15 protein-coding genes are annotated in these 16,807 nt (G+C 35.7%); all 15 read right to left on the bottom strand.

Annotated elements, in window-relative coordinates:
* Positions 1-314: 314 nt before the first annotated feature.
* The 15 genes from H8707_RS13930 to H8707_RS13860 all read right to left on the bottom strand — a co-directional run bounded on the left by H8707_RS13930 (position 315) and on the right by H8707_RS13860 (position 16,775).
* Positions 315-1,391 carry an NAD/NADP-dependent octopine/nopaline dehydrogenase family protein gene (locus tag H8707_RS13930; RefSeq protein WP_262430758.1) on the bottom strand — a complete coding sequence of 359 codons (1,077 nt, stop codon included), beginning with the start codon at positions 1,389-1,391 and terminating at the stop codon, positions 315-317.
* A 75-nt stretch (positions 1,392-1,466) separates the two neighbouring features.
* Positions 1,467-2,684, bottom strand: coding sequence for a mandelate racemase/muconate lactonizing enzyme family protein (locus tag H8707_RS13925; protein ID WP_262430757.1), 1,218 nt, complete (start codon positions 2,682-2,684; stop codon positions 1,467-1,469).
* A gap of 69 nt (positions 2,685-2,753) precedes the next feature.
* Positions 2,754-3,881, bottom strand: coding sequence for an NAD/NADP octopine/nopaline dehydrogenase family protein (locus H8707_RS13920; protein ID WP_262430756.1), 1,128 nt, complete (start codon positions 3,879-3,881; stop codon positions 2,754-2,756).
* Positions 3,882-3,922: 41 nt separating this feature from the next.
* Positions 3,923-4,504 carry an ABC transporter substrate-binding protein gene (locus H8707_RS13915; protein WP_262430755.1) on the bottom strand — a complete coding sequence of 194 codons (582 nt, stop codon included), beginning with the start codon at positions 4,502-4,504 and terminating at the stop codon, positions 3,923-3,925.
* Positions 4,470-4,658, bottom strand: a complete 189-nt coding sequence (locus H8707_RS13910) for an ABC transporter substrate-binding protein (protein WP_262430754.1) — start codon at positions 4,656-4,658, stop codon at positions 4,470-4,472. Before H8707_RS13910 ends, H8707_RS13915 begins: the two co-directional genes overlap by 35 nt.
* 303 nt (positions 4,659-4,961) lie before the next feature.
* On the bottom strand, positions 4,962-6,089 hold the full coding sequence (locus tag H8707_RS13905; RefSeq protein WP_262430753.1) for an NAD/NADP-dependent octopine/nopaline dehydrogenase family protein: 1,128 nt from the start codon (positions 6,087-6,089) through the stop codon (positions 4,962-4,964).
* Between the two features lie 92 nt (positions 6,090-6,181).
* On the bottom strand, positions 6,182-7,747 hold the full coding sequence (locus H8707_RS13900) for an ABC transporter substrate-binding protein (RefSeq protein ID WP_262430752.1): 1,566 nt from the start codon (positions 7,745-7,747) through the stop codon (positions 6,182-6,184).
* A 50-nt stretch (positions 7,748-7,797) separates the two neighbouring features.
* Positions 7,798-9,468 carry a dihydroxy-acid dehydratase gene (locus H8707_RS13895; protein WP_262430751.1) on the bottom strand — a complete coding sequence of 557 codons (1,671 nt, stop codon included), beginning with the start codon at positions 9,466-9,468 and terminating at the stop codon, positions 7,798-7,800.
* 60 nt (positions 9,469-9,528) lie between these two features.
* On the bottom strand, positions 9,529-10,500 hold the full coding sequence (locus tag H8707_RS13890; protein ID WP_262430750.1) for an ABC transporter ATP-binding protein: 972 nt from the start codon (positions 10,498-10,500) through the stop codon (positions 9,529-9,531).
* 14 nt (positions 10,501-10,514) lie between these two features.
* Positions 10,515-11,525, bottom strand: coding sequence for an ABC transporter ATP-binding protein (locus H8707_RS13885; RefSeq protein WP_262430749.1), 1,011 nt, complete (start codon positions 11,523-11,525; stop codon positions 10,515-10,517).
* A gap of 39 nt (positions 11,526-11,564) precedes the next feature.
* Positions 11,565-12,476 carry an ABC transporter permease gene (locus H8707_RS13880; RefSeq protein ID WP_262430748.1) on the bottom strand — a complete coding sequence of 304 codons (912 nt, stop codon included), beginning with the start codon at positions 12,474-12,476 and terminating at the stop codon, positions 11,565-11,567.
* A gap of 22 nt (positions 12,477-12,498) precedes the next feature.
* On the bottom strand, positions 12,499-13,437 hold the full coding sequence (locus tag H8707_RS13875) for an ABC transporter permease (RefSeq protein ID WP_262430747.1): 939 nt from the start codon (positions 13,435-13,437) through the stop codon (positions 12,499-12,501).
* A 225-nt stretch (positions 13,438-13,662) separates the two neighbouring features.
* Entirely contained in the window at positions 13,663-14,559 is an 897-nt protein-coding gene (locus tag H8707_RS13870) for a dihydrodipicolinate synthase family protein (RefSeq protein WP_262430746.1), read from the bottom strand.
* A gap of 47 nt (positions 14,560-14,606) precedes the next feature.
* On the bottom strand, positions 14,607-15,968 hold the full coding sequence (locus H8707_RS13865; protein WP_262430745.1) for an FGGY-family carbohydrate kinase: 1,362 nt from the start codon (positions 15,966-15,968) through the stop codon (positions 14,607-14,609).
* 42 nt (positions 15,969-16,010) lie between these two features.
* Positions 16,011-16,775 carry an HAD-IA family hydrolase gene (locus tag H8707_RS13860; protein WP_262430744.1) on the bottom strand — a complete coding sequence of 255 codons (765 nt, stop codon included), beginning with the start codon at positions 16,773-16,775 and terminating at the stop codon, positions 16,011-16,013.
* Positions 16,776-16,807 lie beyond the last annotated feature (32 nt).

The raw sequence follows: 16,807 nt of genomic DNA, 5'->3' as shown, positions 1-16,807 counted from the left end.
TTATCAGCCACAGAAGCATAGTATGTATATCTGTTTCTAGCTTGTGACTCTCCTGCAAATGCCTTCATTAAATTTACTGCTGTTTTTGTCCCCTTTAAGTTTTTCATTGTTTTCCTCCTAATTAAAGTTATTTTTTATTTCTTTAAGCATCTTGGACAGATGCCCTAAAATTAGTAAATTCTTTTTCATATTCGAATAAAACTAATACTACTACTTCTACTATAAGAAGAAAGTATAAATTATTTCCTATACTTCCTTCTTATCTGCATTATTATAGCTTGAACATCTAGTTTATATATACACCGCATAACTATTTATGATACCATCTCACAAATTTCCTCAACGGTTTTCCCTGCAAGTCCAAGTTTCTCTACTGTTCTTCCCTCTTTGTAGTAATTTCTATCACTCACGATACTTGCTATACATATAAATGCATTTAATGTTGGAGTCTTAATTCCAAGTTCTGCACCTAATGAAGCAAGAGGAACCATTCCAGATAAAGTATCCTCATAAAGAAATCTATGATTTATACTCTGAGGCGATTTAGTACCCCTATATGCCTCATTGCTCTGCAATATTTCATATAAACTCCCATCTTTTAATCCATATGATGTTTTTAGCCATTCTGATATAGAAGTTAGCGTTATCCCAAATGCCCTTCCTATATCCAATCTCTCTTTGTCTGCCTGCTCCATAATGTTTGCTATGCTAGGTGTAATCCCTTCCATATAATATTCAAAAGACTGCATCAAATCGATCTTATTTATGTTTAAAAGTGTTGGAATAGGATGTATTATTGATGCCATGTTATCTAAACTAGTATAAAGTACATTGGGTAATGCTTTAAACTGTGGGAATATTGATCCCAAAGTCTCTATTACATAATTTACATCTTTCGCTGGTAAGGTAGCTATTCCCATAACCTTTTTTATTCCTGAAACAAATATATCACCAATACTATTTGTCCTGCATCCATATAATAAATCCTGTGTCTCTGCAATAATTGGAGTTGATACACTATTGTTTTGTTTTAACACATTTTTGAATTCCAGTACACCTCCTGTATGCCCAGGATTTAATATAACCATCTGCTCATCTTTTAAATATGGCATCAACGAAACTGCAACATCCGCATGTGCATTTGTAGTCGTAATTACCATTATAACATCTACACCTTCTACAGCTTCACGTATATCAGTAGTTATTACATCTGGCCTTCCTATCCCAACTATTTTTCCTGATAATTTTATCTCCCCGATTTCCTTGAGTTTTCGAATCTTCTCGTCATCTATATCATAGAGCTTTACTGAATATCCATCTATTGCAAGTTTAGCGGCCATACCTTGTCCACCACTTCCTGCTCCTATAACAGCAAATTTCAATTTTTTCATATTATTCTCCTTTTTACAATCGCCTTTTTATAATCAAATTTATTAATTACATTGAATTCTTTACCCATTATTTATCTAATTTAATATATCCTTAAAATAGGTACGCATATACATTGATGTATAGTAAGGCATTTCTGTTTCCCGTTCAAATCCCTTTTCAAATATTTCTTTTACATAAAATTCATTATATTTTGCAAGACGCTCCTTATCTATAGTAACACCTATGCCAGGCGTTTCTGGCACTTCCATATAAGGAACTTCTTTCATTCTCATTGGTCCATCGGTAATAACATCATCAATCATTCCAGCATATTCCGACATTGAATTTGCCATTGAAAAGTTTGGGCAAGATGCTATTACATGAAGGCTTCCCGCCAAAGCAATACCCAATGTATAGAAAGAGTGATGAGAACATTGAATACCAGCAGCTTCTGCCATACCTGCACTAATACGAACTCCAGTATAACCTGCATCAAATCGACCATCCAACTTTACATAATCTACTGCGTTGCTTTTTATTACATTAATAAGATCATACATCGTCCAGTTGGCTTCATGCCCTAATATAGGTACGTTAACCGAATTTTTTACATCTAGTAACGCATCAATATTATACATTATGACTGGCTGTTCAACCCATTCAATTCCATACTGCTCCATTTTATTAATAGTATTTATTGCAACACCTGTAGACCATGCTTGATTTGCATCTACACGAATTTTAACATCGCGAGATGAAGCTCCTTTTCGTATAGCGGCAACTGCTGCAACATCATCTTCTGGATCCATCCCTATTTTTGTATAAAGTGTCTTATATCCTGCTTTAACCATCTGTGAAGCAACTTCAGTCATACCACTAAGTTCTTGTCTCTCAATTGTACCTTGCATTTCAATTTTCTTTCTGAAAGCTCCGCCCCAAAGTTGATACAAAGGCATATTAGCAGATTGCGCTGCTATATCCCATAAAGCCAATTCAATTCCAGAAAATGCCCAATTAGCTAGATGGATATGTAGATGTGTCAAATTATAACGCACATACAGTTTCTTAATTAGAAGATTAATATTTCTAGGATCTTCTCCAATAAGCAATGCTTTAGTAGAATTTACAATAGCTGTAGAAATATCAAGTCCTAACACGGCTGGAGTCTCTCCTATACCCACATATCCATCGTCTGTATATACTTGAACAATAACTGCAAGAACTACATTTGGTCCCTTACGCATTTTTGATTTTGTCATGGATGGTTTTAGTGGTACTGCAACAGGAGTTGCCTTAATATCTATAATTTTCACATTTATACCTCCTATATAATTCTAGTTCACTCTTAAATTAATACCATAACAAATTTATATATCCAAATCTTATTTCCCAGTCTCAATACGATTGATAATTCCTTCCCTATTTAAACCATCTAAACGTAAATTCTTTAATGATCGTCCGGTTACTCTATATTCTTCTTGATTAGCCTTCGAAGCAACGGTAATAAGTGCATCAATAGTAGGGGTTTCTACACCAACTGCACTTCCTAAAGCAGAAACAGCAACCAAAGCAAAAGGAATATCTTCACTTATATATCTATGTTGTAAATTCTGTGGAGCACTTGGTCCTTCTCCGCCATGTACTTCACTTACGCTAAAGAAATCATATATTGTTTTTCTTTCAGGATGACCATAATAAGCATGGTTTTGTTCTATGAAAGTAGGTAATTTGCATCCAAACTTCTCAGCTACAGCCAATCTCTCTTCATCCACCGCTTCAATATTTCGGCATACCCCCGGAGTAAGTCCTTCCCAATAAAAGTCATAATCTCCTTTGGTAAACTCAATACGTCCCATATTTAACAATGCTCCGGCAGGATGTATAATTAAATTATTGTAGTTTAAACCGGTATAAAGGATATTAGGCATTGCAACAAAACGATCCGGATAAAATTCATTTAATTTGCTTATGCAATGTTTTATTCTATCACTTGGAATGGAAGCTAGTTCCATCTCATTTTTAATAGCGGATATTCTAACTTTAGTAGGTCCAACACGACGACAAGCAAATATGTTTGATGCTCCTTCACAAATAGTAACATCTTCGTTGTTACCATTTTTCCTTAGAGTTTCCAAAAATTCCAGAGATCCCAGAACTTGACCAGGATTCAACATAACAATTTGATTTGCCTTCAAATATGGTGCAATTTGTTCGGCAATTGGTGCTATACCAAAACCCGGTACTACAACCATTATTACTTCTACTCCTTCAATTGCTTTCTGGATATCCGTCGTAACCATTGCAATTTCCCCAAAGCCTTCTTCCTCAGACTTATGCTCGGTCATATTCCCTCCGGCTATGATATCCATACCACCTCTCTCTGCAATCGGATCCAAATTACCTTTAAATCTTTCAGAATCCCAAAGATGAACTTCATGTCCTCTCTTTCCCAAGTATGCAGAATATGCACAACCTCCATTACCAGAACCTAAAATAGCAACTTTTCCCATTATACTTCCTCCTAATGAATTTTATTTATAAATAATAAGCTTTACCAGCTAAACCACTCATAACGATAAAAATTAAGCAGTGCAGCATAGGTCCCTTTCAGGTCCTTATTAACCACACAAGTTGTCGGAGCAAAAAAGCCAGGTAAATTTGGGCAATCATCCCAATAAATTTGTTTCATCTCTTCAAAATATTCTTCTCGCTTCTCCGGATCCAATTCAACTTTCTGTAAAGCATTTAATTCATCAAACCGTTCATTCTTATAAAAAGCACGGTTTGCACCATTTCCTCCCCAATAATGACTGTCATTAGCCATTGCCCAATTTGAACCGTCTAAGATAACATCAGTAGTCTGCTGCCAACCGAGTTGATAGTTCCCGGCAATCATATCATTAATCTGTGCATTTCTTTCCATAACTTCCACTTTGCAATTTACACCTATATCTGCCCAGTTAGCTTGTATTACTTCAGATGCAGGTTTTTGATAATCTCCCTCACGGCATGTTAACGTTACATCCATCCCATTTGGAAAACCTGCCTCAGCTAATAATTTCTTTGCACCTTCAGGATCATAAGTAGGCAATGGATCATCATTCCATTGAGGTGAATATGGAGATTTGTTCACGATTTATAGCCATATTTAAAGCTTTACGTACACGAACATCATCAAATGGAGCTTTCTGATTTTGTACCTGTATATATACAAATAAGGCTGAAGCTGTCTGTTCCCAACGAAGATTTTCATTTTGATCAACAACATCTTTAAAAGTAGGTTTCAAATCACATATAACATCTACTCACTAACAGAAATGAAACAATTGAAATAAGTCTTCTTCTCTTCATTATTGCTACCTCCTATTAATTTATTATATAAATATTAACCTCTTAAGATAGCACCTCTAAAAAATAAATCTATGTAATAGTCATTAAAAACTATATACCAATGTATTTTTATAAAAATATATTTAAATATTATACTAAAATTATCTATAGAGGGAGTCAATGACATTTAGCCACTGACTCCAAAATAATTTTAGTTCACTCTTAAATTAACACTATAAACAAATTTATATATCCAAATCTTATTTCCCAGTCTCAATACGATTGATAATTCCTTCCCTATTTAAACCATCTAAACGTAAATTCTTTAATGATCGTCCGGTTACTCTATATTCTTCTTGATTAGCCTTCGAAGCAACGGTAATAAGTGCATCAATAGTAGGGGTTTCTACACCAACTGCACTTCCTAAAGCAGAAACAGCAACCAAAGCAAAAGGAATATCTTCACTTATATATCTATGTTGTAAATTCTGTGGAGCACTTGGTCCTTCTCCGCCATGTACTTCACTTACGCTAAAGAAATCATATATTGTTTTTCTTTCAGGATGACCATAATAAGCATGGTTTATTTCTATGAAAGTAGGTAATTTGCATCCAAACTTCTCAGCTACAGCCAATCTCTCTTCATCCACTGCTTCAATGTTTCGGCATACCCCCGGAGTAAGTCCTTCCCAATAAAAGTCATAATCTCCTTTGGTAAACTCAATACGTCCCATATTTAACAATGCTCCGGCAGGATGTACAATTAAATTATTATAGTTTAACCCAGTGTAAAGAATATTAGGCATTGCCACAAATCGATCTGGATAAAATTCGTTTAGTTTACTTATACAATGTTCTATTCTATCACTTGGAATTGAAGCGAGTTCCATCTCATTTTTAATAGCAGATATTCTAACTTTAGTGGGTCCAACACGACGACAAGCAAATATATTTGATGCCCCCTCGCAGATGGTAACATCCTCGTTATTACCGCATTTTCTTAGCGTTTCTAGGAATTCTAAAGATCCTAGAACTTGCCCGGGATTCAACATGACAATCTGATTCGACTTCAAATATGGTGCAATTTGCTTAGCAATTGGCGCTATACCAAAACCTGGTACTACAACCATTATTACTTCTACGCCCTCGATTGCTTTCTGAATATCCGTCGTGACCATTGCAATTTTTCCAAAACCTTCTTCCTCAGACTTATGCTCGGCCATATTCCCTCCAGCTATGATATCCATACCGCCTCGTTCTGCAATTGGATCCAAATTATCTTTAAATCTTTCAGAATCCCAAAGATGAACCTCATGCCCTCTCTTTCCCAAGTATGCAGAGTATGTACATCCTGCATTTCCTGAGCCCAAAATAGCTACTTTACCCATTATACTACCTCCCTAATAAATTTTATTATTTAATAATATATAACTTTATTTATAAATGACAAATCATTGTATAAGCTGATCTATTCTGGTTGTTACCAGCTAAACCACTCATAACGATAGAAATTAAGCATTGCAGCATAGGTGCCTTTTAGGTCCTTATTAACCACACAAGTCGTTGGAGCGAAAAAGCCAGGCATATTTGGACAATCATCCCAATAAATCTGTTTCATCTCTTCAAAGTATTCTTTTCGCTTCCCTGGATCCAATTCAATTTTCTGTAAAGCATTTAATTCATCAAACCGTTCATTCTTATAAAAAGCACGGTTTGCACCATTTCCTCCCCAATAGTGGCTGTCATTTGCCATTCCCCATATTGAACCATCTAAGATAACATCAGTAGTCTGTTGCCAACCAAGCTGATAGCTTCCAGCAATCATATCATTAATCTGTGCGTTTCTTTCCATAACTTCCACTTTACAATTTACACCTATATCCGCCCAGTTAGCTTGTACTACTTCAGATGCAGGCTTTTGATAATCTCCCTCGCGACATGTCAACGTTACATCCAGTCCATTTGGGAAACCTGCCTCGGCTAATAACTTCCTTGCAGCCTCAGGATCATAAGCAGGCAGTAGATCATTATCACTCCACTGAGGTGAATACGGAGAAATACCATATGGAGCTAAACTTCCGCCACCACCTAAAGCTACAGCTTGAAGTTGTTCACGATTTATTGCCATATTTAAAGCTTTACGTACACGAACATCATCAAACGGAGCTTTCTGATTTTGTACCTGTATATACACAAACACGGCTGAAGCTGCCTCTTCCCAACGAAGGTTCTCATTCTGAGCAACAACATCCTTAAAGGTTGGCTTCAAATCACATACAACATCTACTTCGCCAGCCTCTAAAGCCATCAATGCAGAATTTGCATCATTAATCATTCGAATAACAAGCGTATCATAAGATGCAGAACCCATAAAGTAATCTTTATTTGTTTTCAAAACTATTCGATCTCCACGAGTCCAGCTCTCAAGAATAAATGGTCCAGTACCAATAGGTTTTTGCTTATATCCATCCACACCAACTTCAGCGATATAGTCTGCAGGCAAAATATTCATTGAATTTTGAGCAAAATATTTCATAAAATTAGGATCTCCCTCTGACCACTTTAAAATGCAATTGTATTCATCTACTATTTCAACGCCTTCGAAGTTAGCAACCCAACGAGAACACCATGGTTGATTAATAGCTTCCTCAAGAGTCCACTTAACGTCCTTAGTAGTTAACGGGTCACCATTACTAAATTTCACTCCTTCTTGAAGCTTAACTTTACATTCCTTATAGTCAGGTGATATTTCCCATTCCTCAGCAAGACACCCAGAAACACTTCCATCCACTGGGCTAATGCGCCACAATGGATCCACTATTTCACAGATTACATTTAGCGCCCAACTATCATCTGTATCCCACTGATAAAGTGATCCTACATCTGATGGAATTACAACAGTTAGAGTATCATGTTCCTGTGATGATTTCGATGATGTTGGTTCAGTATTCTCAAATTCATTACTTCCGCCAGAATTTGCACAACCCGTCAATATACTCAGCACTAGCAGAGACGCAATAATTGAAATAAGCCTTTTTTTCTTCATTATTTACTACCTCCTATTAATTTATTATATTAATAATATTTATATAAATATTAACCTCTTAAAACAGCACCTTTTAAGATAGATCCAACACATTTCTGGTAAATCCCTAAATATCCTTTTTTTGGATAAAGGATAATTTCTGCTGATTCAATTCTTTCCTTTAATTCTTCATCACTCAACTCAATATTAAGTTCACACTTATCAATATCAAAACTTATAATATCACCATCCTTAACAGCACATAAAGGTCCTCTTAGTGCTGCTTCAGGTGAAGCATACTGGAAGCATGCGCCAGCGGCAGCTCCGGACATTCTCCCATCCGTGATAACAGCAACCTTGTCCTTTAGGTGGCTTCCTTTAAGAGCTGAAGCAAATGCATAGGCAGTATTCGGTCCGGCTTTTACACCATGATAACGGATGATAACCACATCTCCTTCAGAAATTTCTTCATTATTTAATGCTTTAATTGCTATATGACTATCATTAAATACCTTAGCAGGTCCGTTGAACTTTATCATAGATTTAGGTACTGCTGAACGCTTTATAAATGCTCCTTCCGGAACAAGGTTTCCCTTACAAAGCACTAAACCCCCACCATCTCCAATTGGATCTGAAATAGGATGAATAACTTTATAATCTTTAATTTTATACATATCGGGATTCAACGACATATTTTCACCTAATGTTTTTCCTGTTACACTCATTGTATCTAAATCAAGCTTATTCTTTAATTCGTTTAATACTGCTCCAAGACCACCTGCATTATCAAACTGAGTCATATTATGCATTGGCATGTTAGGGCGAACACCTACAAGAAGAGGAATCTCGTTACTTGCTTGTGCATAGACAGGACTACATTCAATAGAAAGCTCTGCTTCAGTTGCAATAGCTGGAATATGAGCAATTGTATTTGAAGACCCTCCAACTGCCATACAAACCTTAATAGCATTTGTAATGGATTCATTGGTAATAATATCTCTTGCAGTAATTTCTTGCTCCCATAATTTCATTACTTGTACACCTGCATCATAAGCTATTTGTTTTAACTTAGGAGAAATAGCTGCTGTGGTTGAATTCCCAGGAAAACTCATCCCAATTGTCTCTGCCAAAATATTCATTGTGTTTGCAGTCCCCATCATGCCACAAGCACCTGGTCCCGGACAAGCATGTTCAACAACTTCTTCAAGTTCTTCTTCCGTCACAGTTCCTTCATTAAATTTACTTATAGTCATACCAATATCTATAAAGTCACAGTCATTCCCCTTAATGGAGCCTGTCTGCATATATCCACCAGTTACAATTATAGCCGGTAAATTAAGCCTCCCTGCTGCCATAAGCAGACCGGGAATAATCTTATCACATGTCCCAATTAGAACCATAGCATCCATTTTATTACCTTCAACTAAAAGTTCGATTTCATTTACAAGTAAATCACGACTTGGTAAAACATACCTCGAATCTGCTATACAGTCACAAACTGAAACACAATTAAATTCATAACCCATACCACCAGCAGCATATATACCTTTTTTTACTTCTGCAGCAACATCTCTTAAATGAATATGTCCAGGATTCATTTCACTCCAAGTATTGATAATTGCAACTCTTGGTTTTTTAAGATCTTCATATGAATATCCACATGCTCTAAGTAATGACAAGGCTCCTTGTTTTTCAAGACAATAATCTTCTCCAATTTCACTTCTTAATCTTCTTTTTTCCATAATTTATCCTCTTTTCATTAATTTATTTCTGACTTTATGTCCCTTTAAACTTATTTTCTATCAACTTAAGCTCTTTCCTTCCTCAGCTAATCTGCAAGCTACAAAATGTTTAGGCTTTACTTCTATAAAAGGTATATCCTCTCCCATACAATCTGTCCTAACATATGGACAACGCAATGCAAAACGACAACCGGGTTTAGGGTCTATTGGACTGCTAACCTCTCCTCTTAAAATATGAAGCGGAGTTTTCCTAGATTCAAGCGTTGGTTTAGGAATTGAATTCAAAAGGGCCTTAGTATATGGATGATACTGTTCCTCAAAAAGTTCATCTGATGAAGCAAGTTCTACACAATTTCCCATATACATAACTAAAATCTGATCAGAAATATGCTTAGCCACAGATAAATTATGTGTTATGAACATATATGAATATCCATGTTCATCACTAAGATCCATTAATAGATTTAAAATCTGAGCTTGAATCGAAACATCCAATGCCGACACCGGCTCATCACACACAATGAACTTCGGATTAAGTGCCAATGCTCGTCCAATTCCAATACGCTGTCTACGCCCTCCATCCATCTCATGAGGATACATATTAACGGTTCGATAACTTAGTCCTACAGTCTTCATAATATCGAAAACCTTATCTTCTATCTCAGACTTATTGCTGCAGATTTTATTTACAATTATAGGTTCAGCAATAAGATCCCTAACGGTCATACGAGGATTTAGGCTAGAATAAGGGTCCTGAAAGATAATTTGCATATCCCGACGTATCTTTTTCATTTCCTTATTCATAAACTGTAATATATCTTTTCCTTCAAATAGCACTTTTCCATCTGTTGCTTCATTTAATCGAAGTACCGTACGACCTAAAGTGGTCTTTCCACATCCTGATTCTCCTACTACTCCCAGCGTTTCTCCCTTAGCAATCTTAATATTTACATCATCTACTGCATGTAACATCCCCGATCCGGTTTTAAAATACTTTTTTAATCCTATAGTTTCAATTAATATATCACTCATATCTCATTTACTCCTCAATAATTAGTTTCAATATTTTCAGAACCTTCGGCATATAGATGACACTTTATACTATGCGTTCCATATATGTAAATATCAGGTTCCTGTTTCCTGCAAATCTCCATTGCTTGCGGACATCTATCGTGGAACTTGCATCCTTTTGGCAAATCAGCCGAATCAGGCATAAGTCCAGCAATAGGACTCAGTCTTTTTGTCTTTTTTGTCAAATCTGGAATTGATCCAAATAATCCCACAGTGTAAGGATGGTGATTGCTACCGCTATATATATCCTCGACTGTACCTTTTTCAATGATTTCTCCAGAATACACAATTGCTACCTTATCACATATCATTGCTACAATACCTAAATCATGTGTTATCATTATCATAGATGTCTGCAACTTCTGTTTTAAATCATTCATCATAGCAAGTATCTGTGCTTGAATTGTAACATCCAGTGCAGTAGTAGGTTCGTCTGCAATCAAAAGCGTAGGCTCGCAAGCAAGTGCCATTGCAATAACTACACGCTGTTTCATACCCCCAGAAAACTGATGAGGATACTCAACTTTACGACTGGGTTGAATACCAACAAGCTGTAAAATCTCATCTACTCTATTAGAAGCGTCCTCATTTGAATGATAGTTATGCACTTGCAACACTTCCATGATCTGTTTCTCCACAGTCATGAGCGGATTCAAACTAGTCATAGGGTCTTGAAAAATCATCGAAATTTTTGAGCCACGCAACTTCTGTAGTTCAGGCTCAGGCAATTTACATATATCTCGTTGATTGAAAACTATTTCACCTTCTGTAACAAGGCCTATATCTTTCGGCAATAAACCCATTATACTCAAAGCTAATGTAGTCTTTCCTGCACCTGTCTCTCCCACTAAACCGAGAGTCTCTCCTTGTCCTATCTCTAAAGACATGTTATTCACTGCATGGTACACAGTTTCATCTGTTCTATACTCAACACTCAGATTTTTTATTTTCAGTAGTTCATTCTCTTTTATAACGTTATCAGTCATACTCAGCCCTCCATTCCAGGTACTTTTATTTAATATTGCTTAGTTTTTTAATCTAGGATCTAGTGCATCGCGTAATCCATCCCCCAAAAGATTTAGGGATAATGCAGATAACACAATTGCCAAACCAGGAAACGCTACAAGGTTCATATTCGTACGCATAAAATCTCGGTTCTCAGCTAACAAAGTACCCCATTCAGGTATCGGTGGCTGAACACCCATTCCTACAAAAGATAGACCCGCTGCAGAAATAATTACTGTTGCTACCGCCATAGTAGCTTTTACGATAATTGGTCCGATAGCGTTAGGCAGAATATGTTTAAAAATAATGCGCATATCAGATGTTCCGCATGCTTTAGCTGCCATAACATATTCCTGGTCTACGACTGTAAGAACCGAAGAACGAATCAATCGTGCAAACTGTGGTATATTAGATATTGCCATAGCCATTGCCAAATTAAATGCACCAGAACCCAATGATGCCATAATTGCCAGTGAAAGTAGCAAGTTTGGTATAGACATTAAAGTATCCATAATTCGTGTTATAATAGTATCTACCCAACCACCTGTATATGCAGCTACAGCTCCTAAGAAAATACCAATTACAGATGCTACCCCTATGGCTCCAAAACCTATGGAATATGATACACGTGTACCATGTATAACTCTCGCTAACATATCTCGTCCATAATTATCAGTCCCAAACCAATGTTCAGCACTTGGTAATGCTAGCCTGTTAGTATAATCCTGATAAAGTGCAACATCTTCATAATCAACTATTACATCTGCAAATATAATTAAAAGAAAAAAGAATATCAATACAACTAACCCGAACATAGCAGTTCTGCTCTTTTTCAACCTCTTCCATATAAAAAGAAATTGATTGCGTTTCTTATACTCAGTCCTTGAAAAGTCTTCTCCCATTAATTCAGATTCTACTGCCTTATTTTCCATGATTTCCCTCCTCCCGATAAAATTAATTCTTTACGCTTTTATATTTTGCCTTAATTCGCGGATCAATAAAAGCATAGAGTAAATCAACGATAAGCATTATAATACAAAATGCTATGGATAAAATAAGAATCGTACCTGTTGTCATAGGCACATCCTTTGATTTGACCGCATTAAGGATCAAAGTACCACAACCAGGGATTACATAGACCGTCTCGCTCATAGCACAACTACCAAACAATGTACCAAAAGTCATTCCAACTTGCGTAATAATAGGAAGTAATGAATTTTTCAAGGCATGTTTTATGATGACCTTAGATTCTGGTAATCCTTTGGAACGTGCCGTACGCACGAAATCTGAACGAGTAGATTCTAACATAGATGAACGTGTCAATCTCATTAGTTCAGCTGCTGCAGGAATTCCAACAGTTAAAGTAGGCAGTACATAACTTGCCGGAGTACTGACTCCATTCGTCGGAAACCACCCTAATTTTAATGAAAATGTATAAATTAACATCAAGCCAAACCAAAATGGTGGTACTGCTGCAAAGAACAATCCAATAAATGTACAAATATTATCCAAAATTGAATATTGCTTAATAGCAGTGATAACACCAAGCGGAATCCCAACTAAAACTGCAAAAGTCATTGCATAAAAAGAGAGTTTCAAAGATATAGGAAAACGATCCATAATTTGTTTAAAAACAGGAGTTCCACTGCGATAGGATGTTCCAAAATCCCCACGCAATACATTTCCTATATAAATAACATATCGTTTTATAATATTCTGATTTAGTCCCATTTCTTCACGCAACTCATCAACTGCACTTTGCGGTGCCTCACTCCCAAGAATAGTACGTGCTATATCTCCTGGTGTCAAATTAACTATCATAAATACGATAAATCCAATGCTTAATAATATGGGAATCATCCATAAAATACGCTTTAATATGTATCGTTGCATTTTAACCTTCCTTTCACTTTTAGTTACTTGCTTTAGATACTACCAATAAAATAAGTCTTAAATGGTTAAAATCAGATTTTCACCTCCATCTTTTCTAATCTTATCGTAAAAAATCTTTTACTGTTTTTTTATTATATAATTCCTATCTACATACAATGCTCTTTATATCTTCGTGCATTCATGCATTATACTAAAGCACATTATATACTCTTATCCTAACTAAAATTAAAGCTTATCCAATTCAATATCCTTTAATATTTTCCTTAATTTATTAACTCCTTCTTCTTCAAGAGGCAGAAGAGGTAATCTCGGAGCTCCACCGCAATAACCCTCTATGTCCATGGCAGTCTTTACACCAGCAACTCCATATTCACCTGAAATTACATAATTAGCTCTCAAAATTTTCTTATTAAGTTCCACAGCTTTTTTAATATCACCATCCATAACATATCTATATAACTTGACCACCAAATTCGGCAAACTGTCAGCCAAGGATATTACTCCGCCTGTTGCACCATGAAGCAAAGCACTTAAAAATGTATTTGCTGAGCCAGATAAAACGTCAAAATTTTCAGAATCAATAGATAATATGGTCTTTTCTATATTGCCGGATGAAGAATCCTTTATTCCTACAATATTCGGGTGCTTAGAACATTGCTTAATAACATTCAAGCTGATTGAAACTCCACCTGCAAATTGAGGAGCATTGTACATCAAGCATGGAGTATTTATCGCATCTGCAACATCTGTAAAATATTTTATTAGAATACTATCAGTCATAATACCTTTAAAATATGATGGCGGTAATAGGGTTATAAAATCTGCACCAAGCTCCTCAGATTTTAATGCAAACTCAATAGTGTCACGAGTGGATTCAAAAATACTTCCTACCATGACCACCTGACCGGCTGATTTATTTGCAATTACAGTTTTAATAACTTCTTCTTTTTCATTGCTACTCAAACTTTTATTTTCACCATTTGATCCCAGCACCAAATATCCTGCGATATTTGTAATTGCATACTTTTGAATGTTGAATTCCAATTTTTTTACAGAAAATGCTCCATCTTCATCAAAGGGCGTTGTTATAGGTGCAAACACCCCTTTTAATTTTTCATTCATACACTCACCTCAGTTTCTTATTTTCTTTTATTTGTTTATTTGTATTGTTAGATACTCACATTACTATCAAAAGTAATAGCTTTAAGCGATTCATATGCTAACATTCCACTTCCAATGGCTGTACAATTGTGTTTGACTGTAAAATTATAGTCATTTAGTAACTTCCCTTTTACTTCCATAAATTGATCATTAATCATGCCGCCAGTAAGCTTTATATTTTTGTTTAAATTAAGAAACTTAGAGCTTATATTAAGTGTTTCTAATATGGGTTCATGCATCCCAAGCAATATACCTGCAAGCATATCTTTTCTTGTTGTATCAAGACTCAAACCATTAAAGGCACCTCTCTTTGGTTCCAAGCTTTGTCTGTCCCCGGCGAGATATGGAAGGAAAGTAACTGTTGTATTATCAATATAATTTTGGATAACATCCGGAAGCTCTACATTAAAAAACGTGTTAATATCCATGTCTTTATAAAATTCCTTCCTAAACCAATCAATCGCAAATCCGCCTATTGTAATCGCAAAAATTTGCCATTTACCAGGTGTAATTGCATTCCTTAAATAGTAGTTATCGTTTACAATTGGTTTATCCGATATGATTGATATCATTTCACTGCTACCAGAGATTATCAGTATATCTCCTGCATTTGTGTTACTAACAGCTACTTGTGTAGATGCAGCATCATTTGTGCCTAATGCTACCGGTATCCCTTCATAGAGACCTGTAAGCTCTGATATCTCTTTTGTCAAAGTCCCTGCAATACTACCCGCCGGCATAATAGGAGGCAGTTTATCCATGGGAATCCCAAAAGTTTCACATATCTCTTCTGACCAATTTCCCCACTTAATTGTCTCATACAAACCCATCATAGAAGCATTGGTAGGATCCGATGCCCAAACTCCCGTAAGTTTATGGTATATATATGTATTCAGATGTCCCACCTTGTAAGTTCTGTCTAAAATATCCGGTCTGTTTTCCATCATCCATAATATTGTAGTTATGGAGACGCCTCCAGTAAAAGGTTGGACCCCAGTAATATTTTGGAAGCTATCCTTACCCATTACCTCCATTATCTTTTTAGTTTGTTTTTTACTTCTCCTATCCAGATGAGTTATAATTGGATAAAGCATCTCCCCATCTTTATCCATGAAGGATACAGATGGTGAAAATGTATCAAACCCAATAACTTGAATCTTATCACGATATTTAGACATGATTTTAAGACCTTTTATCATTGCTAAAAACACTTCATCAGGATCTAATTCAACCCAATCGATATTTGAAATTTTATAATTATACTTAATCGAAATAGAATCCAATATATTGTAACTTTCATCCAATATAACCATTTTTACAGAAGATGTACCAATATCAACAGCAAGTATACACATTTTTGCTCCTTTCAAATTCCAACGCGGATTTTATATGCCATTTGTCTTGTATTAACCCTATAAAATAAAATTTAAATCATCTATTGAAATATATTCCGCATCCTTTATTAGATTTGAACCTTTGATTATTCTTATTTTAGAAGTATTAGGATCTCCTAGGCACGAAACTACAACATCAGCCTCGCTAAAATCTTCATCTATTGTATAAAAGCTTGGAGTTACGATACAATGCATACCTGCTCTCTTTGCAGCTAATAAGCCATTTCTACTATCTTCAATAACAATGCAATCACTACCTTTTAGACCATATTTGCTTTTCACAAGATTATATATCTCTGGAGAAGGTTTTTTTCTCTTTACAATATCTCCACAAAAAAGTTCCGTAAAATAATCCATGTTTTCTTCTCCTAAATTTACCTTAAGAAGCGAGCGTACACTATTCAAGTGGGATGTGGAGCATACAAACAATAGTATCTTCCTATCATAAGCCTCTTTTATAATACGCTTAATTCCAGTTCTAAACTGCAGCTTATTCGACATTAACATATCTATAAAAATAGATGTCTTACACTCATAAAGTTTTTGTATATATTCATCATTAAACTGTTCAATAGGAAAACGAGCTGTATCCTCTGAAAAATAAGCCTTCATCCTTTCCTTCCCGCCTGAAATTTTTACTAGCTTAGCATACTCTAAAGTATCCCACTCAGCATCAATACCATACTCTTTAAATGCTTGATTGTATGCTACCCTATGACCATCTCTCTCTGTTTCTGCAAGAACCCCATCACAATCAAAAATTAAAGCTTTAATCTTCTCCATATCTTCTTTCACCTGCCTCCTTGCATATAATC

Origin of the sequence: Paratissierella segnis, assembly GCF_014385195.1 — a bacterium.
GTDB classification, from domain to species: Bacteria; Bacillota; Clostridia; order Tissierellales; family Tissierellaceae; genus Paratissierella; species Paratissierella segnis.
Note: the sequence above shows the minus strand (reverse complement) of the source record. Positions and strands in the feature narration are given on the sequence as shown.

Excerpts from the sequence above, each read along its gene's own strand:
- H8707_RS13930 (WP_262430758.1), bottom strand. The coding sequence starts at position 1,391 with ATGAAAAAATTGAAATTTGCTGTTATAGGAGCAGGAAGTGGTGGACAA.
- H8707_RS13920 (WP_262430756.1), bottom strand. The coding sequence starts at position 3,881 with ATGGGAAAAGTTGCTATTTTAGGTTCTGGTAATGGAGGTTGTGCATAT.
- H8707_RS13905 (WP_262430753.1), bottom strand. The coding sequence starts at position 6,089 with ATGGGTAAAGTAGCTATTTTGGGCTCAGGAAATGCAGGATGTACATAC.
- H8707_RS13900 (WP_262430752.1), bottom strand. The coding sequence starts at position 7,747 with ATGAAGAAAAAAAGGCTTATTTCAATTATTGCGTCTCTGCTAGTGCTG.
- H8707_RS13895 (WP_262430751.1), bottom strand. The coding sequence starts at position 9,468 with ATGGAAAAAAGAAGATTAAGAAGTGAAATTGGAGAAGATTATTGTCTT.
- H8707_RS13890 (WP_262430750.1), bottom strand. The coding sequence starts at position 10,500 with ATGAGTGATATATTAATTGAAACTATAGGATTAAAAAAGTATTTTAAA.
- H8707_RS13885 (WP_262430749.1), bottom strand. The coding sequence starts at position 11,525 with ATGACTGATAACGTTATAAAAGAGAATGAACTACTGAAAATAAAAAAT.
- H8707_RS13880 (WP_262430748.1), bottom strand. The coding sequence starts at position 12,476 with ATGGAAAATAAGGCAGTAGAATCTGAATTAATGGGAGAAGACTTTTCA.
- H8707_RS13875 (WP_262430747.1), bottom strand. The coding sequence starts at position 13,437 with ATGCAACGATACATATTAAAGCGTATTTTATGGATGATTCCCATATTA.
- H8707_RS13870 (WP_262430746.1), bottom strand. The coding sequence starts at position 14,559 with ATGAATGAAAAATTAAAAGGGGTGTTTGCACCTATAACAACGCCCTTT.
- H8707_RS13860 (WP_262430744.1), bottom strand. The coding sequence starts at position 16,775 with ATGGAGAAGATTAAAGCTTTAATTTTTGATTGTGATGGGGTTCTTGCA.